This is a genomic window from Maribacter antarcticus DSM 21422, from assembly GCF_000621125.1.
GTDB lineage: Bacteria > Bacteroidota > Bacteroidia > Flavobacteriales > Flavobacteriaceae > Maribacter > Maribacter antarcticus.
In genome coordinates, this window is the sequence record NZ_JHZC01000010.1 from 14,431 (window position 1) to 34,594 (window position 20,164).

The 20,164-nt window shown below is 38.9% G+C and carries 15 protein-coding genes, 1 tRNA gene and 2 pseudogenes; 11 read left to right on the plus strand and 7 right to left on the minus strand.

What is annotated here, in order from left to right:
• Nucleotides 1-181: 181 nt before the first annotated feature.
• From Q360_RS0110850 to Q360_RS0110870, 5 genes and pseudogenes are all read right to left on the minus strand, one after another.
• Nucleotides 182-535: pseudogene (locus tag Q360_RS0110850) on the minus strand (Pycsar system effector family protein); the annotation flags it as partial.
• An 11-nt stretch (nt 536-546) separates the two neighbouring features.
• Nucleotides 547-822, minus strand: a complete 276-nt coding sequence (locus Q360_RS0110855) for a hypothetical protein (RefSeq protein WP_027077123.1) — start codon at nt 820-822, stop codon at nt 547-549.
• A gap of 21 nt (nt 823-843) precedes the next feature.
• Nucleotides 844-1,497, minus strand: a complete 654-nt coding sequence (locus Q360_RS0110860; protein WP_027077124.1) for an NAD(P)H-hydrate epimerase — start codon at nt 1,495-1,497, stop codon at nt 844-846.
• A complete protein-coding gene (locus Q360_RS0110865) occupies nt 1,497-2,240 on the minus strand; it encodes a hypothetical protein (RefSeq protein ID WP_027077125.1) in 744 nt (247 codons plus the stop codon). The genes Q360_RS0110860 and Q360_RS0110865 overlap by 1 nt, the downstream gene beginning before the upstream one ends.
• An 11-nt stretch (nt 2,241-2,251) precedes the next feature.
• Nucleotides 2,252-3,865 (minus strand): glutamate synthase-related protein, encoded by a 1,614-nt coding sequence (locus tag Q360_RS0110870; RefSeq protein WP_027077126.1) that lies wholly within the window; start codon nt 3,863-3,865, stop codon nt 2,252-2,254.
• A 375-nt stretch (nt 3,866-4,240) separates the two neighbouring features.
• Here Q360_RS0110870 and Q360_RS0110875 point away from each other — a divergent pair, with 375 nt between their 5' ends.
• The 6 genes from Q360_RS0110875 to scpA all read left to right on the plus strand — a co-directional run bounded on the left by Q360_RS0110875 (nt 4,241) and on the right by scpA (nt 12,060).
• Entirely contained in the window at nt 4,241-4,603 is a 363-nt protein-coding gene (locus Q360_RS0110875; RefSeq protein ID WP_027077127.1) for a DUF7009 family protein, read from the plus strand.
• 290 nt (nt 4,604-4,893) lie between these two features.
• A complete protein-coding gene (locus tag Q360_RS0110880; RefSeq protein ID WP_027077128.1) occupies nt 4,894-5,376 on the plus strand; it encodes an acetyl-CoA carboxylase biotin carboxyl carrier protein subunit in 483 nt (160 codons plus the stop codon).
• 60 nt (nt 5,377-5,436) lie between these two features.
• On the plus strand, nt 5,437-6,909 hold the full coding sequence (locus Q360_RS0110885; protein WP_027077129.1) for an acetyl-CoA carboxylase biotin carboxylase subunit: 1,473 nt from the start codon (nt 5,437-5,439) through the stop codon (nt 6,907-6,909).
• Nucleotides 6,910-6,929: 20 nt separating this feature from the next.
• Nucleotides 6,930-8,471 carry an acyl-CoA carboxylase subunit beta gene (locus tag Q360_RS0110890; RefSeq protein ID WP_027077130.1) on the plus strand — a complete coding sequence of 514 codons (1,542 nt, stop codon included), beginning with the start codon at nt 6,930-6,932 and terminating at the stop codon, nt 8,469-8,471.
• Nucleotides 8,472-8,519: 48 nt separating this feature from the next.
• Nucleotides 8,520-9,899 carry a methylmalonyl-CoA mutase subunit beta gene (locus Q360_RS0110895; protein ID WP_027077131.1) on the plus strand — a complete coding sequence of 460 codons (1,380 nt, stop codon included), beginning with the start codon at nt 8,520-8,522 and terminating at the stop codon, nt 9,897-9,899.
• On the plus strand, nt 9,892-12,060 hold the full coding sequence (gene scpA / locus Q360_RS0110900) for a methylmalonyl-CoA mutase (protein WP_027077132.1): 2,169 nt from the start codon (nt 9,892-9,894) through the stop codon (nt 12,058-12,060). The genes Q360_RS0110895 and scpA overlap by 8 nt, the downstream gene beginning before the upstream one ends.
• Nucleotides 12,061-12,138: 78 nt before the next feature.
• On the opposite strand, the gene Q360_RS0110905 is transcribed toward scpA, so the two are convergent.
• Entirely contained in the window at nt 12,139-13,488 is a 1,350-nt protein-coding gene (locus tag Q360_RS0110905; protein WP_027077133.1) for an MFS transporter, read from the minus strand.
• Between the two features lie 169 nt (nt 13,489-13,657).
• On the opposite strand from Q360_RS0110905, the gene Q360_RS0110910 reads away from it, so the two are divergent.
• The 5 genes and pseudogenes from Q360_RS0110910 (at nt 13,658) to Q360_RS0110930 (ending at nt 19,278) form a co-directional block, all read left to right on the plus strand.
• Nucleotides 13,658-14,236 carry a RidA family protein gene (locus tag Q360_RS0110910; RefSeq protein WP_027077134.1) on the plus strand — a complete coding sequence of 193 codons (579 nt, stop codon included), beginning with the start codon at nt 13,658-13,660 and terminating at the stop codon, nt 14,234-14,236.
• Nucleotides 14,237-14,398: 162 nt separating this feature from the next.
• Nucleotides 14,399-14,830, plus strand: a pseudogene (locus tag Q360_RS22985) (DUF808 family protein); the annotation flags it as partial.
• Nucleotides 14,831-14,853: 23 nt separating this feature from the next.
• Nucleotides 14,854-15,747, plus strand: coding sequence for a phosphatase PAP2 family protein (locus tag Q360_RS0110920; RefSeq protein ID WP_051554667.1), 894 nt, complete (start codon nt 14,854-14,856; stop codon nt 15,745-15,747).
• A 129-nt stretch (nt 15,748-15,876) separates the two neighbouring features.
• Nucleotides 15,877-16,446 carry a phosphatase PAP2 family protein gene (locus tag Q360_RS0110925; RefSeq protein ID WP_051554668.1) on the plus strand — a complete coding sequence of 190 codons (570 nt, stop codon included), beginning with the start codon at nt 15,877-15,879 and terminating at the stop codon, nt 16,444-16,446.
• 498 nt (nt 16,447-16,944) lie between these two features.
• On the plus strand, nt 16,945-19,278 hold the full coding sequence (locus tag Q360_RS0110930; protein WP_084273415.1) for a patatin-like phospholipase family protein: 2,334 nt from the start codon (nt 16,945-16,947) through the stop codon (nt 19,276-19,278).
• A gap of 787 nt (nt 19,279-20,065) precedes the next feature.
• Here the strand turns inward: Q360_RS0110930 and Q360_RS0110935 are convergent.
• Nucleotides 20,066-20,137, minus strand: a tRNA-Arg gene (locus Q360_RS0110935).
• Nucleotides 20,138-20,164: the final 27 nt, after the last annotated feature.

Below are 20,164 nucleotides of genomic sequence, written 5' to 3' on the forward strand. Positions count from 1 at the left end.
AATTTTCATAAAACATATATGCGGTAATGCGTGTATTCACTCTTCTTAGACTTGGAGGTCTTTTATGCGACAACAAATGTAGGAATACCCTTCTTTTATGAAGAACGGAGGTGCTTCACATAGCTACTGCATGCGCTCCAAGAAGTACGTGTTTGCTTGCGAAGATTGGCGTGTTGTGCGCTTAGATGAATCCTCCAAACATGACATGACAAGCAATAAAACCTAAAACAGATAAAATGATTCCTATCAAAAAAATATGGAAAGATTTTCGAAGAAGTTTAAATTTCTTATCCATGGTCTTACCTAAGTAGAACGTGTCTTTTGCAATCGTTTTATAGAGTTCATCTCCTTTATATATCAAACCTATTAGTTGTTTGGTGAAATCAGCTTCGGTCATTCCATTGAGATTACCATAAAACAATACATTGTTAACTACACCATCTCCATGAGTTAGTTCTGGACGTGTCGCAAAGACGGCATAGGCAATTGAAATAAGATTTGTAAGCGACATAATAACAGCCGGATAAATTAGGTGTGGGTCTTTATCTAACTACTCAATACAGCACCTAAAATGATAGATAGAATTAATGCATTTATAGAAATAAGAATATTAGATTTTCTATCAATCATTGCGTTTAAGGTATATTGGTTTTTTGAAACCAGCCGAAATAAGGTCTCTGCACCTCGCTCAGATCTAGGTTCAACCTTAGCCAACTTTTTCTTTAATTTTTTAAGGGTATCCTTATCAATACCCAACGCTTCAATAAGATGATTGTCAACAGCTTTTTCTTGTTTTTTAGTTGCTTTTTCTGATGCTTTCATATGACAGTTTTTAAACAATCTTTATATTTTTAGTAGTTGCTGCCTAGCGAAACAAGGCATCTCAATGTCAAATTCTGTATAAACAGCTTTCGGAATTCCAATGTCTGCGATGTAAATACCGATCTCTTTTGGGAGGAATTCTAGTATTGTTTTAGGCGCAGCTAAGGTTACAACTTGGTTCGCTTTAAATAGTGGTTCGCTCCTATTTTTAGAAATTCCTATGGGAATATCTAACGAAATTCTATGTGCAGTAGCTGCGTTTGCCAAGGTGATTTTTTCTAAGAACAGCTTTGATAAAGGCAGTCTTTGCGAAAATCCTAGATAGGCATCAACCCAAATATCAGTTGTAGAAGGTAATCGTTGTGTCACCCCAAATAGCACTGCTCTTTCTAACTGGGTTCGCGGAAGTTCTTTTGTAATAGCAACTGCCAAATCAAGATACACATCATAACCCCAAGCTGCCAATCTTCTTGCAGCCACCAAGCCACCACCGCCATTATTTCCATTTCCAACGCCGATGGTGATTTTTGAGTTTTTACTTGCCTTTAAGGCTATTAATCGCGCGAGTTGCAGACCTGCATTTTCCATCATTAATTCAACGGGTAAACCGTATTTTTCAACGGCTAGATAATCCATCTTTTTAAACGCTTCTAAGGAAATTGCTTGCATTGCCATCAGTTTATTTTTTTATAATTTTCAATGGCTTCCTTAAAAAATAAAATAGCTGCTGACTTATCTACTGTTTCTGCAGGAAGTACTGCACCGGTAAAACCATCATTTTTCCATATCCCTTTTGAAAGGGAGGAAAAACCTGCTGTAGGTATGGCCGTATGGTCTTTATATCCACTGATATAAAAATAGTGCTCCTTACATACGGTATCGGGAATTGCTAACCCAAACCCTACAGCAATATGGTCATTTAAACGCGCATACGCACCACTATCAAAATGATGTGGCCAAGTCCGAATCGGTGATGCTAGATTATTACCCTTTAGGGTTTCTTCCAAGGCTGACTGCGCTAGTATTCGCAATTGCAATAATTCTGCCAGTCTGTTTACAGCAACCAATTCGAGCTTAAAATCAGCCATAATCTCGTAAGGTAGGTCATAGTGAAACTCATAATCGTATGATTTATTCAAAACCGTTTTTGAAGTTTCTTGGAGCCAATTCAGAACATCCGAATGAGTAGCGCCATCTAAAAGGAAAACGCTATTAGTATTTTCAGAATTCCAATTCAAACTGAAATTTTTATAGTTTAAAGAAAGGAGATCTCCATTTTCAGAAAGGGCATGCGTTTCCATGCAATTTTTTGCTATTGAAAACCCCAGATTCGTATGGCTATCATCATCCTTTTTTGCTACAAAACTAATTCCTGCAGCGGCCAAATATTGGGCAGCTAAATGTATCATTTTTTCCATTCTCTTATGTTTTATGCGTTTACTCCTGCATAATTAATTCCTGTTAGGCGATGCATATCGTGATTAAAGGTGGAGAGATCGTCAAAATTAAATTTAGAAATATCATCATGACCGCATGCTCTGGCGATTACTTTGATAAGGTTATTCGTAGCATCAAAATAATTGTGTAATTGCTGGGCAGAGGAATCAATAATCAGTCTACTTCGTAAAGACTCTTTTTGCGTTGCTATGCCCACAGGGCAATTGTTGCTCCCACAAGCGCGCATTCCTAAACAACCGATAGCTTGCAAGGCCGAATTAGACACAGCAATAGCATCAGCACCTAACATTAAGGCTTTGCCAAAATCTTCCGCGATACGCAAGCCTCCTGTAATAATTAAGCTTACATCTGTTGCGCCTACCTTATCTAAATAGGTGCGGGCTTTTGCCAATGCCGGTATGGTAGGCACATTAATATTATCACGTAAAATGGAAGGTGCAGAACCTGTGCCACCACCGCGACCGTCCAAAATGATGTAATCCACGCCAACATCTAGCGCAAACTGAATATCCTTTTCTATATGGCTGGCTGCTATTTTAAAACCTATTGGAATTCCGCCTGTATGTGCTCTTACTTTGGCTGCAAAAGCTTTAAAATCTGCTACGCCATGAAAGTCTGGAAAGGTTGCGGGTGATATCGCCGTTTCTCCTTGTTTTAACCCCCTTACTTCTGCAATTTTTTTACTTACTTTAGTTCCTGGTAAGTGACCACCAGTTCCTGTTTTTGCACCCTGTCTGCCTTTAAAATGGGAGGCTTGTACGGTATATAATTTATCCCAAGAAAAACCAAATTGTGCCGAAGCAAGTTCATAAAAATACCTGCTATTATTCTCCTGTTCTTGTGGAAGCATACCACCTTCGCCAGAGCAAATACCTGACCCAGCAAGTTCAGCGCCTTTTGCTAGGGCTATTTTTGCTTCCCGTGATAAGGCACCAAAACTCATATCGCTCACAAACAATGGAATAGCCAGTTCCAATGGTTTTTTTGCTTTGGGGCCAATAACCACCTTTGTAGCTATCTTGTCTTCATCTAGTAAAGGGCGACTTGCCAATTGGGCAGGCAAGAATTGAATATCACTCCATTTCGGCAGGGTATTTCTATCTACACCCATTGATGCTGAAGCGCCGTGATGGCCAAGATTCTTCAATCCGTTTTGGGCCAATTCTTTTATATAGCCTGTATATGGTTCGGTAGCCTCAGGATGCGTATCTGCATACGCCCCTAAATATTCATCACGATTAAAAGGTTGTGCATGTTTTTCTAGATACGTATTAATTTCTTCGGCATCAATAAATAATTTACCCCCCTCAACTTTAGTGGTGAATTTATGTATCACTTCATTGTTGTCATATTCAGAAACACCAGTATCATATCGATAATCCCAACCGTGTACCCCACAGATAAGATTATGAACCTCTAGATGGCCGTCTGACATTAGTGCGCCCCGATGCAAACACCGTCCGTAGAGCACCGAAATATCATCTTCAAAGGGTACGATGACTAAATCCAAACCGTTGACCAGTGCATGGGCCGGTTTTTTGTTTTCTAATGACGTGACTTCAGCAATTGCTAACGGTTTTTTCATAAACGTTTTAGTGTAATAGGCATACCTAGCTTTTAAAAAAAAACATCAAACTCCACTAAAAACTACTAGTTTGTAGCTGTCTTTAATAATTGATTCTTTTGTTGACTAAATTTACCAATTCTAAAACTGACCCTACCGAATACATTTTTTGATAGTACTTCAACCGACAATGAGGTGCTTTTTATGAAGTCTTTAAAAGTGAAATTATAGGCTATAAGGCCTATAAAATTTAATGGGTCTTAAAGGGATGAGATAAACACGAAGCATCTAAACTGTTCCAAAAAATATCCTTTTTAGTTTATATTTGATATCCAATGGATATCCTAAGTGTCAGATTCAAAGTTAAAGGAATATCGTTGCCATAACGCTCTCAAAATGAAGATAAGAATCAAAGGAAATTCAATACGCTTACGTTTAACCAAGTCAGAAGTTGCTACTTTTTGTGACAAGGGACAATGCCAAGAAACTGTCATTTTCGGGAACCGCAGGCTTACTTATAGCTTAGTAGACAAGGAAGGAATAGAGACGCTAGAAGCAACATATGCAGGGGATACGATTACGGTTTATATTACAAGGAATGCAAAAGATACCTGGTTAGCAAGTGATAGGGTGGGGTATAGCAATGTGGTTGATTCGAATAGTCCTGACCAACTATCTATTTTAGTGGAAAAAGATTTTATCTGCATGGACGATAGCCTTGAGGATCAATCAGACAACTATCCAAACCCTAAATTATAACCCAGCCCTTAAATGGATTACCCAGAGACAAATAGTATATTTCAAACTGAGTTTAGGTGTATGTAGCTATTCTTATTTCATTCGAAAACGTATTGTAATGAAGTTCTCATACGAATTATGCTGTTTTATCCAAACCCTGTGCAGCGCAGTAAAAGTAAGATATCTTTTGACGGAATTGTTTTTCGGTTGTAAATTACAAGACAATCAGTTGAGATTCTTCTAGAGGATGTATTATGTAGATAGAAAATACAGTGGAATCGCTTATTTTCGTTAGAAATAAAATCTATATCATGGAAAAGTATTTAGTCAAGGTTAATGAGGCCGAATTTGATTTGAGTAAAGATGATGTAGCTGCATTGGATATGCAAAATTTAGGCGCTGCTGGATTTCATGTTTTAAAGGATAAAAGGTCATATGATGTGCAGGTGATAGCAGAAAATCTTCAAGAAAGAAGGTTGACGATAGCTGTGAACGGAAATACCTACGTTATCAAGATTAATGATCAGTATGATCAATTGGTTCAAAAAATGGGACTCTTGTCCAACGCTTCCCAAAAGGCAAAAAACATCTTGGCGCCCATGCCTGGTTTAATAATGGACGTTATGGTACAAGCAGAACAGGAGATTGTGGAAGGGACGCCATTATTGGTCCTATCTGCAATGAAGATGGAAAATCAGATACTTTCTCAAGGTGGCGGAACAATTAAATCCATAGCAGTCAAGGTAGGAGATACCGTTGACAAAGGGCAATTAATTATTGAAATGGAATCGTAACTTTAAAAGGAGAACAACCGATACTGATCTCCAATTTCGGTTTTAAAATAAGATGTTTTAATGAAAAAAATACTGGTTGCCAATCGTGGTGAAATTGCTCTGAGGGTGATGAAAACAATACGAAAAATGGGAATTAAAACCGTTGCTGTGTATTCAGAAGCTGACCGTAATTCACCACACGTAAAATTTGCGGACGAAGCTGTGTTGCTTGGTAAGGCACCATCTTCTGAATCTTATTTGGTTATGGATAAAGTTATAGCTGCGGCCAAACAAACCGGTGCAGAAGGCATACATCCCGGGTATGGATTTTTAAGCGAAAATGCGGTGTTTGCGGAACTTGTAGCTACTAACGGAATCACATTTATAGGGCCATTACCACATGCTATAAGAGTCATGGGGAATAAGTTGGCAGCAAAGGAAGCGGTAAAAGCTTATGATATTCCCATGGTGCCAGGAATAGATACCGCTATTACAGACAAAGATGTAGCAAAAAGGATAGCAACTGAAATAGGGTTTCCTATTCTTATAAAAGCCGCTGCAGGAGGTGGTGGTAAGGGGATGCGTGTGGTGGATAATTTAGACGAACTGCCGGAACAAATGGATAGAGCCATAGGGGAGGCAACTGCTGCTTTTGGTGATGGATCCGTATTTATAGAAAAATATGTAGGTTCCCCACGCCATATAGAAATACAGATTTTAGCAGATACCCATGGGAATACGGTACATTTATTCGAAAGAGAGTGTAGTGTGCAGCGCAGGCATCAAAAAGTGGTAGAAGAAGCACCTTCTTGTGTATTAACTCCAGAAACACGATCTGCGATGGGAGCCGCTGCCGTTAGGGTAGCAAAAGCCTGTGATTATGTTGGTGCAGGTACTGTAGAATTTTTGTTAAACGAAGACAATAATTTCTATTTCTTAGAGATGAATACCCGTTTACAAGTAGAGCACCCGGTTACAGAGTTCATTACCGGATTAGACCTTGTAGAACAACAGATAAAAATCGCTAGAGGAGAAACACTAGCATTTACACAAGCCGATTTGACCATTACTGGTCATGCATTGGAAGTACGTGTATATGCAGAAGATCCACTTGATGATTTTATGCCAAGTATAGGTACTTTGTCCACGTACAAAATACCAAAAGGAGAAGGTATTCGTGTGGATGATGGTTTTGAGGAAGGCATGGTGGTGCCTATGTTTTATGATCCTATGATAGCGAAACTAATAACCTATGGTGAAACTAGGGAAGAGGCGATTCGATTAATGATAGCGGCAATAAATAATTACAAAGTTGAAGGGGTTGCCACAACCTTATCCTTTGGGAAGTTCGTTTGTGAACACGAAGCCTTTACATCGGGTAGTTTTGATACACATTTTGTAAAAAATCATTATAATCTAGAGGAACGTAAGGCTACATCTGCAGCTGAAGAGGCTATTGCCGCTTTGGTAGGGTTACAATTGTATTTGAATCAGAAGAACCTTCTGAAAGTACCTGAAGTTGTATCCACTACTTGGAAAAATAAAAGAAGCTGAAAACTGATAAAATTTGCTTGATGACGGATAAAATAAAGATTCTTAACGCCAAGTTGGCTGCCTCACAAATAGGAGGCGGGGAAGAACGTATAAAGAAGCAGCACGCCAAAGGAAAGCTAACCGCTAGAGAACGTATTCATTTTTTGTTGGACCCAGAATCTTTTGAGGAGCTTGGCGCATTGGTTACGCATAGAACCACCGATTTTGGCATGGATAAACAAAAGTTCTACGGTGATGGGGTGGTTACAGGGTATGGCACAATACAGGGTAGGCAGGTATGTGTGTTTGCGCAAGATTTTACAGTATTTGGGGGTGCACTTTCAGAGACACACGCAGAAAAAATTTGTAAGGTGATGGATATGGCGCTAAAAATTGGCGTTCCCATGATAGGTCTAAATGACAGTGGTGGTGCACGTATCCAAGAAGGCGTGCGCTCTCTTGGCGGCTATGCAGATATCTTTCATAAAAACGTGATGGCTTCAGGGGTAATACCACAGATTTCCGGAATTATGGGACCTTGTGCTGGTGGTGCTGTCTATTCTCCTGCTATTACCGATTTTACTTTGATGGTAGAAAACTCCAGTTATATGTTTGTAACCGGACCTAATGTGGTAAAGACCGTAACTAACGAAGAGGTTACTTCAGAGGAACTGGGAGGCGCAATTACCCATGCTACAAAATCAGGTGTGACCCATCTTACAGCGGTTAATGATATGGAGTGTATTGCCCAAATAAAGGGAATGCTTTCTTATATGCCACAAAATTGTGAAGAGTTACCCATGAAGTTGCCTTTTGAACCAGGAAACGAAATGAGGGAGGAACTGGAACAGATTGTACCTAAAAACCCTAATCAGCCTTACGATATGCGCTTGGTTATTAAGGGTATAATAGATGAAGATTCATTTTTTGAAATACATAAGGATTACGCTGAGAATATTGTCGTTGGATTTTCCAGACTAGGAGGTCGTAGTATTGGTATTGTTGCCAATCAACCGAACAGTCTTGCAGGAGTTTTAGATGTAGATGCCTCTAAAAAAGCAGCCCGTTTTACTCGTTTTTGTGACTGCTTTAATATTCCTTTACTGGTATTGGTAGATGTACCAGGGTTTTTACCTGGGACAGATCAAGAATGGAATGGAATTATAACGAACGGCGCTAAATTATTGTACGCTTTGAGTGAGGCAACGGTGCCCAAAATTACCGTGATTACCAGAAAAGCATATGGCGGTGCTTATGATGTCATGAATTCCAAGCATATTGGTGCTGATATGAACTATGCATGGCCAGGTGCAGAGATTGCCGTAATGGGAGCGAAAGGGGCCAGTGAAATTATTTTTAAGAAAGAAATTGCTGATGCAAAAGATTCAGAGGTCAAATTAGCCGAAAAGGAACAAGAGTACGCAGCGAAATTTGCGAATCCATACAGTGCTGCGGAACGGGGGTTTATAGATGAAGTTATTTTACCCAAGCATACCCGAAGAAAATTGATAAAGGCTTTTGCCTTACTTGAAAATAAGGTAGCGAAATTGCCAAAAAAGAAACATGGTAATATTCCGTTATAGTTTGCCGTTGAATGATTAGATTACAGAGGATTAAGGTTTAAAATAAGTATGAAAAATAAAATACTATTTGATGTGTTTAACGAGGTGTCTTCAAAGGCTTGGAAACAAAAAATCCAGTATGACCTTAAAGGGGCCGATTATAACGATACCTTGGTCTGGGAATCTCCGGAAGGCATAAAAGTGAAGCCTTTTTACCACGAGGAAGATATTGCTAATCACCTTCCCAATATACCCTTTGTAAACCATGGTTGGCATATTGGACAATTAATTTACGCAGGCAATGTTGAAATGGCCAATAAAGCTGCGCTAAAAGCATTGCAAAGAGGTGCGCAGCGGTTACATATTTTAGTGCCGTCCGAGGATATTGCCGTTGCCGTATTACTGAAGGACATTGACCTAGAAAAAACAGCTGTTTATTTAGAGATGCAATTTCTCTCGGAGCGCTTTGTACAATCTGTCTTGAATCTTACCCCAAAGGCTGCAGATGCCGTCTTTTTCAATGTGGATATTATAGGGCATTTAGCGCGGACGGGTAACTGGTATAGTAGTCTAGAGAAAGACCATGAATTCTTAGAAAAAATAGTCGAAACAAAAGGCCATCACGCTTTAAGCGTAGATGTGTCGCTTTATGAAAACGCCGGCGCCAATATGGCGCAGCAATTAGGCTATGCCATGGCACATGCCAACGAATACCTGAATTATTTGGAACAAAAAGGAAGTTTGGGTAAGATGAAAAGTATGGTGTTTAAGATATCCGTAGGTGGGAATTATTTCTTTGAAATTGCAAAACTGCGAGCATTACGGTCGCTTTGGAAAGGCCTGTTGGCGCTTTACGATGTGGTGTTGGATTGCCATATCGTTGCGTATCCATCCAAACGAAATAAAACACTTTACGATTATAACATAAATATGTTACGGACTACGACGGAATGTATGTCAGCCGTATTGGGAGGAGCAAACACCGTCATCAATATGCCGTATGACGCGCTTTATCATAAGTCCAATGATTTTGGAGAACGTATTGCGCTAAATCAGTTATTGCTCTTAAAGGAAGAAAGTTACTTTGACAAAGTGGCGAATGCATCTGACGGATCCTATTATATAGAAACCCTGACCAAGCAGTTGGCAGAAAAAGGCTTGGAATTATTAAAATCGATTGAGAAAGGTGGTGGGTTTTTAAAACAATTGAAGGAGCACACCATACAGGGAAAGATAAAGGAAGCGGGCAACAAGCAGCAAGAACGATTTAACGAACAAAAAGAAGTCTTAGTAGGCACGAACAAATTCCAGAATGAGGATGATAAAATGAAAGCCGATTTAGAACTCTACCCTTTTGTGAAAATTAATGCAAGAAAAACATTGTTGGTACCCATTATAGAAAAACGTTTAGCGGAAGCCTTGGAACAAAAAAGATTACAGGATGAGTAGAAAAAATCTAGATAATCTTAGTTTAAATCCAGCTTCGGTCACTTCAAAAAATAGTAACGCTAAGTCCAATTCTGAAAACGGGTATACTACTGCGGAAAATATCGATTTAAAAAAAACCTACTCTAAAGACGATATTAAGGATGCGGAACATCTGAATTTTGCGGCGGGAATCCCACCCTATCTTAGAGGTCCATATTCTACCATGTATGTTAGAAGACCGTGGACAATACGTCAGTATGCAGGTTTCTCCACGGCACAAGAAAGTAATGCGTTTTACAGGAGGAATTTAAAAGGCGGACAAAAAGGATTGTCCGTTGCTTTTGATTTACCCACCCATAGAGGCTATGATAGCGACCATGAACGTGTGGTGGGCGATGTGGGAAAAGCAGGGGTGGCCATTGATTCCGTGGAGGATATGAAAATTTTATTCGACGGTATTCCCTTAGATAAGATGTCGGTTTCTATGACTATGAATGGTGCCGTTTTACCTATTATGGCGTTTTATATTGTGGCTGCAGAGGAGCAAGGTGTACCCAAGGAACTATTGGCAGGTACCATACAGAACGATATCTTAAAAGAATTTATGGTACGTAACACCTATATCTACCCACCAAAACCTTCCATGCAGCTGGTAGCCGATATTTTTGAGTATACGAGCCAATTTATGCCAAAGTATAATAGCATCAGTATCTCTGGCTATCATATGCATGAAGCTGGCGCACCGGCGCATATAGAACTAGCCTACACCTTGGCTGATGGTTTGGAATACATTCGTACCGGACTAAAAGCCGGACTAAAAATTGACGATTTTGCACCGAGACTTTCCTTCTTTTGGGGCATAGGCATGAACCATTTTATGGAAATTGCAAAGATGCGTGCTGCACGTTTGCTTTGGTCAAAAATGGTAAAGGAATTCGACCCTAAAAGTGATAAATCACTTGCTTTGCGTACCCATTGCCAGACGAGCGGATGGAGCCTTACGGAACAAGACCCATTTAATAATGTAGCAAGAACTACTATTGAGGCAGCAGCGGCTGTATTTGGAGGCACACAAAGCTTACACACCAATGCCTTGGACGAGGCCATTGCGCTACCCACAGATTTCTCTGCTAGGATTGCTAGGGAAACCCAAATCTACTTGCAGGAAGAAACCAAAATGACAAAGACGGTTGATCCATGGGCAGGCAGTTATTACGTGGAAACCCTAACGCAGGAATTGGTTCACAAAGCGATGGAGTTAATGAGTGAAGTAGAAGAACTGGGCGGAATGACCAAGGCCATAGAAGCCGGAATCCCCAAAATACGGATTGAAGAAGCAGCCGCCAGAAAACAGGCCCGAATAGATAGTACACAAGATGTCATCGTGGGCATCAATAAATACAGATTGAAGAAAGAGGACGCGCTACAGATTTTGGAGGTAGACAACCAAGCCGTGCGCAAGGAACAGATGAAACGGTTGGCATCCATTAAAGAAAATAGGGATACCAAAGTGGTTGAAAATTGCTTGCAAGCGTTGACTAAGGCTGGTAAAAACAAAATAGAAGGGACCGGAGCTGCGGATAATTTATTAGCTTTAGCGGTAGCTGCCGCAAGGGCAAGGGCTACTTTAGGTGAAATTAGTGATGCGCTAGAGCTCGCTTTTGGACGGCATAAGGCAGTAATCAAATCATTTACAGGGGTGTATTCCAAGGAGATAAAAAACGACGAAAGCTTTAAGAAAGCGCAGGAGCTAACAGATAGGTTCGCAGAGCAGGATGGCCGTAGACCCCGTATTATGATAGCAAAGATGGGCCAGGATGGACACGATCGTGGCGCGAAAGTAGTGGCTACAGGATATGCCGATTTAGGGTTTGATGTTGATATAGGGCCTTTGTTTCAGACACCGCAGGAAGCTGCTAAACAAGCTGTAGAGAACGATGTACATATTCTCGGTGTTTCTTCTTTGGCTGCAGGGCATAAAACCTTAGTTCCTGCTGTTATAGAAGAACTAAAAAAATATGGTAGAGAAGATATTATGGTTATTGTTGGTGGTGTGGTTCCCAAACAAGATTACCCGTTTCTAATAGATGCGGGGGCAACCGCTATTTTTGGACCAGGCACCAAGATAAGTGATGCCGCTATAGAGATATTGGAGTTGCTGTTAGAACAATACATAGTTTAAATTAAAAATGGCCAAACAATCGAATGTTTGGCCATTTTTAATGAAGTAAGGTATGATTAAGCTGACGCAACCTCTTCACTATTTTATTTTTCTGTTCTTCATCCATAAAAATAAAATGGTGAAGAGAACTATTAAAATTGCTGGAAAGATTGTCATAGTTTCTAAAGTTTGTTGACCGGATTCTAGAACCACATTATTTATAGTAGATTCTACGTTTGTTTCTGATACATTTAGCATCGATGCTACTTGTTTTACAGCTTCTGTGTTTTCAATGTCGCTTAAATTTTTAGTTTCATCTATAATATTTTTTGCTTTACTAAAAGTTTCTCCAGAAACGTTTAATATAGATTCACTAATTTCATTAGTATCACTATCTATCCATCCACCAATAATAGGTTGAAAAATAGAATTCGCAAACATTCCAATAGCCCCTATAATCGACATGCCTAGAGCACCACTTTTGGGCGCTTTAGTTGCTACCAATCCAATCATATTAGGCCAAAAATAAGCGATACCTAAGGCGAAGATAACTGCAGCTACATAAGCCATAGCTCCTGTTTGCGTGCTGAATAAATAAATACCAATTGTTGCCAAAATTGCTGAACCTAGTAAAACTCCAGTTTGGTCAAACCGTTTCACCATATCGCCTCCAAAGTATCGCGCAACTGCCATTAAGCCGGCGGTTAATGCTAATACTAACATAGGTTGTGCGCCACTTTTTTCTAAAATAAGTCCTACCCACTGGTTGGGTCCAAATTCTGAGATAGCGGTCAAGGCCATACAAACCGCAATAAATATAAATAGAGGAGTGGCCATTCCTTTAAAGTTCCCACCTAGCGTTGCGGCTTCTTGTATTTTTGCTTTTGGCCAGTCTTGCCCAAAAAATAAATAAGCGTAAATTATGGTAGGAATCATCAATAGCCACATTTGACTTTGACCCATGATTGCATAATCGGTCATGAAACCAGATAATAAACTTCCAATTGCAATCCCTCCTGGAAACCACATATGAAAACGGTTTAGCATCTTACTCATTCTTGTGCCTTGATATGCGTCAGCAATCATTGGATTACAAGCCGCTTCGGTACACCCGTTTCCTAAACCAATAAGTAAATTGGCAATAAGTAAACCAATATAGTTATCAGAAAAAATGAGCATTATAATACCGATAGCGTGTGCAAAAAAAGCAAATTGCATGATAGCTTTTCCCCCTACTTTGTGGTAAATCAGGCCACCAATAACCATGGAAATTGGAAAACCTAAAAACCACATCGAGGTTATAAGTCCTGTTTGACTCGCTGTTAATTCTAATTCGGTTTTCAGTTGATCTAAAATACCGGCTGCAATTGCGAAAGAGAAAGCGGTAGTTATTAATGCAAAACAGCTTGCATAAAACAGCCTGTTTGCATTCACCTTTGAATTTTCCATATTTGATTTTGATTTTAGTGGTTTGGTTAATGCGCTAAACTAATAAAAAGGAAATTATTTTACTGCTTTTTTAGCCAAATCCTACTCATGGTAGTCGAACGTTAACATATTATCATATTTTTGTTATTCAGGTTAGCGTTTAAATAGTTTGTAAATCAATTAAAATAGCATGAATAAATTTTCGATGGGAGTGGTATTACTGTTTTTGGTTTCTTGTGGGTCTACTCTGGATAGGGAAATGAAATCCCAATCCGAGGTGGTTAAAGCAGAAACAATACCGAGTGATTATAATCCGGAAGCTAAATTATCAGAGTTGAATATTATCCTTCGGGATCAGGGTATTCCGGCGGCCAACTATGTGCATGCGGTAAGAGCTGGAAATCTTCTGTTTTTGGCCGGGAAAGGTCCCAAACAGGCGAATGGTGAGAATGTTGTAGGAAAATTGGGCGCAGCCTTGTCTTTGGAAGAAGGCTATGCCGCGGCAAGAGAAGTGGCTATAAATCAATTATCCGTCCTAAAGGCCGAATTAGGAAATTTGAACAAAGTAAAAAGAGTAGTAATGGTTAATGGAATGGTTAACGCCGTTCCAGAGTTTACCAATCATTCCAAGGTAATCAATGGCTATTCCGACCTTATGGTCGCTGTTTTTGGTAATGCAGGAAAACATGCCAGAGCTGCGGTAGGTATGGGTTCTTTGCCGGGTAATATGGCGGTAGAGGTAGAGATGATTGTTGAGGTGTACCAATAGTCTAAAAGGTTTATGTGAAGCGGTCGGGAATAGTATCTATTCCATTAGACTCCCATCCCAATGTACTTCCATTGTAAAAGACTCTAGTACCTTGTCCGTCATCTTAACCGATTTCATTCTCGGGTTGAAATTAGGATAATCGTTTGAGGTGCGGTACTTAGTGAGCCGGTTCTAACCCAAATAATAATGGTAACCAGTGCCACACGTATAGCCACCATTGGTGTATATGGCAGTGTTGCTTTTACCATCCGAATGGATGATTTCGGTTATCGACTTATTCGTATTAACGACTGCAGCAATAGTTTTTCGGTTACTATCGGTAAATTCCTCGTGAATGCGTTACCGGTTATAATCAAATTACCATTTGTTATAGGAACACTAGCGTTATTGCTTGTTTCTATTGTTATTTTCGTTCGTAATGTAGTATTATTATACGATGTACTTCCAAATGTTCCAGACATCCTGGTTGATTTTATAGTTTGGCTCTTGATCGGTTTTCTAACACCAATAAGATCCACTATTTTCAGGAAACTGTTTGCTCGTAAAATAGCGAATAAATCAATTTATATTATAAATACAAAAGCTTTAGTCTAGGTTAAAAATTAATTCAAACGGTTATGTTTAAAAGAAAATCACTGCAGCTAGGCTTATCCACCTTAAGAATTTCAAGACAAATAATTTTTGTAGTATTCTTTCTGGTGTTAGGAGTGTCAAACTTAGCTAGTCAGGTAAAGCAAGATAGTATCGATTCTCAGGAAAAGAGATGGAAACTTTTGAAATATGATATGAAACATGTTTTTAAAGGAATAGGCTATTCGTATTCAAGACCTTTTCATTGGCAAGGTAGCGATTGGTCAAAGCTGGGATACACTGCCTTGGGAACTGGAATGCTATATCTAATCGATGACCAAACTTCTGAGTTTATTCAACGCCAGCAGGAAGGAGTCCCAAAAGGTATGAGGGACTACGGATCAACAATCGGAAGTCCTACATACAATTATATGTTTACAGGCGGTGTATACCTGACCGGACTACTTACCAAGAGCGAAAAAATTAGACGTACTGGAGTGTTAATGATTGCTTCTGCATCAGCGGCAGGGCTGTTGCAGCAAATCACAAAATCAGTAGTTGGTAGAGCACGACCAATGAGCGGAAAGGGGAAAGATACTTTTGATCCGTTCAATTCTAATAGAGACTTCCATTCATTTCCTTCAGGACATGCTATCTTAGCCTTTACAAATGCTTATGCCATTGGTAAACAATTTAAAAATCCTTGGGTAAGGGCAGGCATCTATACGGTAGGTGCCGTACCTGGCGTATCTCGAATTTGGGAGGGTCAACATTGGCTTTCGGATGTGGTATTAGGAATTGCTATTAGTATTTTTACGGTAGAATCCATCGATAGGTATCTCAACAACAAATACAAAAGCGATGTTTATCGAAAGGATAAACTTGTTAATTGGAACCTTAACTTAGGTCTTGGACAGGTTGGTATAACTGGTAACTTTTAAGGGGCTTTTGATTTAAGTAGTTCCACATCAACAAAGCCGGAGTATTGGCCGCGCCAACTTGAGACATTTTTTATTTGGACTTTCTTCTTTTCTTATTAATTTCACTTTAAATTATCAAGAGAAATTATTTTGGACGAACTTTTAGAATTGGATACGAAGTTGCTTCTCTACCTAAATGGGCTTGGCAGTCCTTCTTGGGATTTTATTTGGCTGTATCTATCACGTACATTGAGTTGGATTACCCTACCCATATATGGTCTGTCCCTTGCCCTGTCTTATCGGCTTTTTGGGATAAAAAAAGTAGTATTCATTAGTATACTAGCATTGGTAATGCTAAGTAGTACGGAGTATCTATCTATTTTTACAAAGGAATCCATAGCGCGATTGCGACCCTGTTATAATCCTGAAATTAAAGACTTAATTCGTACTGTTCCAAAATATTGTGGCGGAAAGTTTAGCTACTTCTCGGCCCACGCAATAAATTCATTTGCGTTTGCCTCCTTTTTCGCTTTATTGCTTAAAAATCGATTAAAGTATGTGCCCGTGGCATTGATTATTTGGGCGTTATTGGTTAGCTATAGTCGTATCTATCTAGGCGTACATTATCCATTGGATGTGCTTACTGGTATTCTGTTGGGCATCGTGTTCGGGGGTCTCGCAAACAGGGTACACAGGACTGTGGGTGGGTATATTAAATAAGCATTGTTGATTAGGAAGATTGACTTGGAATTTTAAAAATGTTATGGGTACACAGAATCTTAAGATACCGGTTAAAAATTCGACTATTTTTGAAAGGCAACTAGAGTTGCACTTAAACCGAAAGCATGCTTTCCTTACTAATCACACAGTAAGGCCTTGGCTGTAATAGGTAAGCTATATATCTATTAGCAGCACAAAATATGACCCAACGGCTGATTATTAATTATTTACTTATTATTTTTAAGTTATGTTTTTACTTGGCTTTAGAAGTATCCTTCTAATTTAGAGAATTAAAGGGTACATTGCTTACTGCAGGCTGAAGGGATAATCCCATACTAAAGACGGTAAGCCCTCAAAAACGATTCTTTACGTAATAGAAATAAGTGCCGGTTAGTATTTATTTTGTTTGCCAATGTAGTTGTTTTAGAGATATAAACTTGCCAGCTTTTTATGGAGAATAAAAAGGTATACAGTTCTAAATAAAATTTACACTATTCAATGGTTTATCCTTTTCTTCTCAGAGGCATATTACAAAACCTGGTCCTTGGTATCCTTTTCTCTATTTCCCTGGTGGGTTTCGCTCAGGAAACTAAACCTAAAATCGCGCTCGTTCTCAGTGGCGGTGGAGCCAAGGGTATCGCACATGTACCCCTGCTACAGACCTTGGATTCTTTGAATATTGTTCCTGACCTGATTATTGGGACCAGCATGGGTAGTGTCATAGGAGGGTTATATTCTATGGGGTATTCAGGTAATGATTTAGCTAAGATTACACATGCCCTAAAATGGGGCAAACTCTTTGGCGGAAGCACCAATCTGAATGATGTAAGTATAGAGGAAAAGGATGAATTCAAGAAGTATCTTCTCGATTTTGATGTAGTGAAAGGAAAAGCACAGGTGAGCTCTTATTTGTTGAACGATCAAAACCTTCGGGACGTGCTCTTTGATCTTACCTATCCTGTTTATAATATTGATGATTTTGATCGTTTAGCTATACCTTTTAGATCTGTTACTGCTGATATCGTAAACGGAGAGCGCAGAATACTTGGAGAAGGTTCACTAAGATCAGCTATGAGAGCCAGTATGTCTATACCTGGAGTATTCGAACCTATGTTATACGGGAATAGCTTATTGGTAGATGGAGGAATTCTTGATAATTTTCCTACTGACATTGCCAAAAGTATGGGAGCTGACATCATTATCGGGAGCGATGTTTCAGGTTTTGCCAAGCCACTGGAAGAGCTTGACAATCTTAGTGCGGTTTTATTGCAATCGATCATGCTCGCCAGCTATAGTATCTACCCACAAAACCGAGAACTCTGTGATATTTTAATCGATCATGTGCCGAATCTGTCATATACTGCTGCTGATTTTGGAAAGAGCGATAAAATTTATGAACAGGGGAAAATAGGTGCTCAAAAAGGGTTGAACCAACTTGTCCAACTTTCAAAAACCTTGCAGAACTATCGACAACGACCACATGTTTTGCCCTATTTAGAGGATAGGATTGTTTTTGATACCATAGTTTTTAATAAAATTAGTGCCTCAAACCTACCATTGGTTAGGGCTAGAGCGAATATAAAGGCTAAAGAGATATACTCTAAAAAGGATATTACCCGGTTTATGAAAAGAACTATGGGGACTAATATTTTCAAAAAGTTGACTTATGATACCGATAGGGAGGGTGGTCGTAATGGTATAATACTCACAGGATTTGAAAAATCGAAGCACCAATTAAGGGGCTCAGTGCATTATGATAGGTATCGGGGTGTGGGTATTATAGGTAATTATAGTGGAAGAAATGTGCTTGGTAAAGCTTCACGCTTATTGTTTAGCGTTGATATTGCAGAGCAACCAAAATTTATGGCACAATACCGTAAGAATTTTGGAAATCTAGAAGATTGGTGGTGGAAAATTGAAACTATTGGCACGCAACTGAAACAAGAAGCATTCGTGGATGGAAACACTGCGGATGTTTTTAGGGAAAGAAGCTTCGTATGGACAAATCAAATAAATTATAACATCAACTCGTTGAATAGCTTTGTCGGAGTGGGTTTGAATTACAGACATACAGATATAAACCCGACCGTAGCTACCGATATCGATGAGAATATATTATTACTATCGAAGTACTTCTCAAGCGGTATCAATGTTAATATTCATTATGTCCTTAATTCTATGAATGAGGTGTTCTATCCAACAAAGGGGAATATACTTAAACTTAATATCAAGAGGTCCCTACGGCAGAATGTAAATGCTACGTATAGCGACTTAAACACCCCATCGGTAAAAGGAGTAACCAATGGTTTTACCCAGCTCAACCTCAACTTTGAACATCGCCGAGACTTCAACCAAAGATTTACTGGTATAGTAGGTATTTCTTCAGGAATTACCTTAGCGGATAACCAGAAAGAGAATGAGGCATCTTTTTTTGAATTTGGTTATCCCGAGCTCTATCTTTTAGGAGGTAATCTACCCATCCAAAGAGCCGATAGTTTTGCCTTTCAAGGCTTGAACGAAGATGAATTATCAGTGAGTCAGTTCATGATGGTCAAACTTGGACTTCAGTTTAGCATAAGCTCTAAATTTTTTATAACGCCGCAACTCAATATCGCGTCCGTAGGGTTCGATACCCTCGAAAAATATACTGACAATTTTTTTACTCCAAGTAGTAATTGGCAAGCTTTGGATGGAACGAGTGTTTTATATTCGGCAGGAGCAACCATATCGTACAAATCTATTTTGGGACCTATAGACCTTAATACAACGTGGACCAACGATAGTAAAGAACTAAGGGTTTTTCTAAATATTGGCATTCCATTTAATAGATAAAACTGTTTTAACTTTTACACATAGCTATCTGGAGAAATCATATAATAGATTCTTTTTTACACTTACCAATTCACGAATAAATCATGATTTCTGAGCTGATATTATTTCTAGAAGTTGGATTTATTTAAATGTATCATATAAAAAACGTATGCTGCTTGTTACCTAGTAAAGGTGTAAGAAACACGAACCGCAAGAACTTCTATAATTCAGGATAAAACAAGAACAAATAATTTCTCTTTACCATATTAGACAGGTAATAAATAGTAGATCTGGAGGTACAAAATCACGACTAAACCCTTAGAAGTTTATATTCGATTTTTATATCAAAAACGCAAAAGAGCCAATCATAACATACATTGAGTCAAGCTATGAAATACGGTTTATTGATTTTGTGTACAAGTGTAATTCTGAATAGACCAATCATGTTAAATATTCTAATTTGATTTTAACTTCTATCTTGCTTTTGCCATTTTGTACTTTCTTTAAGGAACTGTAAATATATGATTACATGTACAGGTAAATATTTAGGAAGTTAGCTAAGAAACAGGCACAGGACTGGTAGAATAAGCACATCAAGTGCACGCTTATGTCAACGCTACTTGGAGTAACATAGAAGTAAAACTATCTGCAACCAATACTTAATAAAAAATTGAAGGATAAAAACTTAGCACAAGTAAGATGGAAAATATAGAAGTAGTGCACATAACGAAGGTCTTTTAGTTAAACTTAACTAAGGACAAAAGTCAAATCAACAGTACGTTTTTGAGTCTACTTGATTGTTAAAAAGTGATCTCGGCAAGAATCGAACTTGCATCTAAAGTTTAGGAAACTTTTATTCTATCCGTTGAACTACGAGACCAAATAAGGACGCAAAAATAGAATTTTT

Excerpts from the sequence above, each read along its gene's own strand:
- Q360_RS0110920 (WP_051554667.1), top strand. The coding sequence starts at position 14,854 with ATGTTTAAAAGAAAATCACTGCAGCTAGGCTTATCCACCTTAAGAATT.
- Q360_RS0110895 (WP_027077131.1), top strand. The coding sequence starts at position 8,520 with ATGAAAAATAAAATACTATTTGATGTGTTTAACGAGGTGTCTTCAAAG.
- Q360_RS0110890 (WP_027077130.1), top strand. The coding sequence starts at position 6,930 with ATGACGGATAAAATAAAGATTCTTAACGCCAAGTTGGCTGCCTCACAA.
- Q360_RS0110875 (WP_027077127.1), top strand. The coding sequence starts at position 4,241 with ATGAAGATAAGAATCAAAGGAAATTCAATACGCTTACGTTTAACCAAG.
- Q360_RS0110870 (WP_027077126.1), bottom strand. The coding sequence starts at position 3,865 with ATGAAAAAACCGTTAGCAATTGCTGAAGTCACGTCATTAGAAAACAAA.
- Q360_RS0110905 (WP_027077133.1), bottom strand. The coding sequence starts at position 13,488 with ATGGAAAATTCAAAGGTGAATGCAAACAGGCTGTTTTATGCAAGCTGT.
- Q360_RS0110860 (WP_027077124.1), bottom strand. The coding sequence starts at position 1,497 with ATGGCAATGCAAGCAATTTCCTTAGAAGCGTTTAAAAAGATGGATTAT.
- Q360_RS0110885 (WP_027077129.1), top strand. The coding sequence starts at position 5,437 with ATGAAAAAAATACTGGTTGCCAATCGTGGTGAAATTGCTCTGAGGGTG.
- scpA (WP_027077132.1), top strand. The coding sequence starts at position 9,892 with ATGAGTAGAAAAAATCTAGATAATCTTAGTTTAAATCCAGCTTCGGTC.
- Q360_RS0110865 (WP_027077125.1), bottom strand. The coding sequence starts at position 2,240 with ATGGAAAAAATGATACATTTAGCTGCCCAATATTTGGCCGCTGCAGGA.
- Q360_RS0110855 (WP_027077123.1), bottom strand. The coding sequence starts at position 822 with ATGAAAGCATCAGAAAAAGCAACTAAAAAACAAGAAAAAGCTGTTGAC.
- Q360_RS0110910 (WP_027077134.1), top strand. The coding sequence starts at position 13,658 with ATGAATAAATTTTCGATGGGAGTGGTATTACTGTTTTTGGTTTCTTGT.
- Q360_RS0110930 (WP_084273415.1), top strand. The coding sequence starts at position 16,945 with ATGGTTTATCCTTTTCTTCTCAGAGGCATATTACAAAACCTGGTCCTT.
- Q360_RS0110880 (WP_027077128.1), top strand. The coding sequence starts at position 4,894 with ATGGAAAAGTATTTAGTCAAGGTTAATGAGGCCGAATTTGATTTGAGT.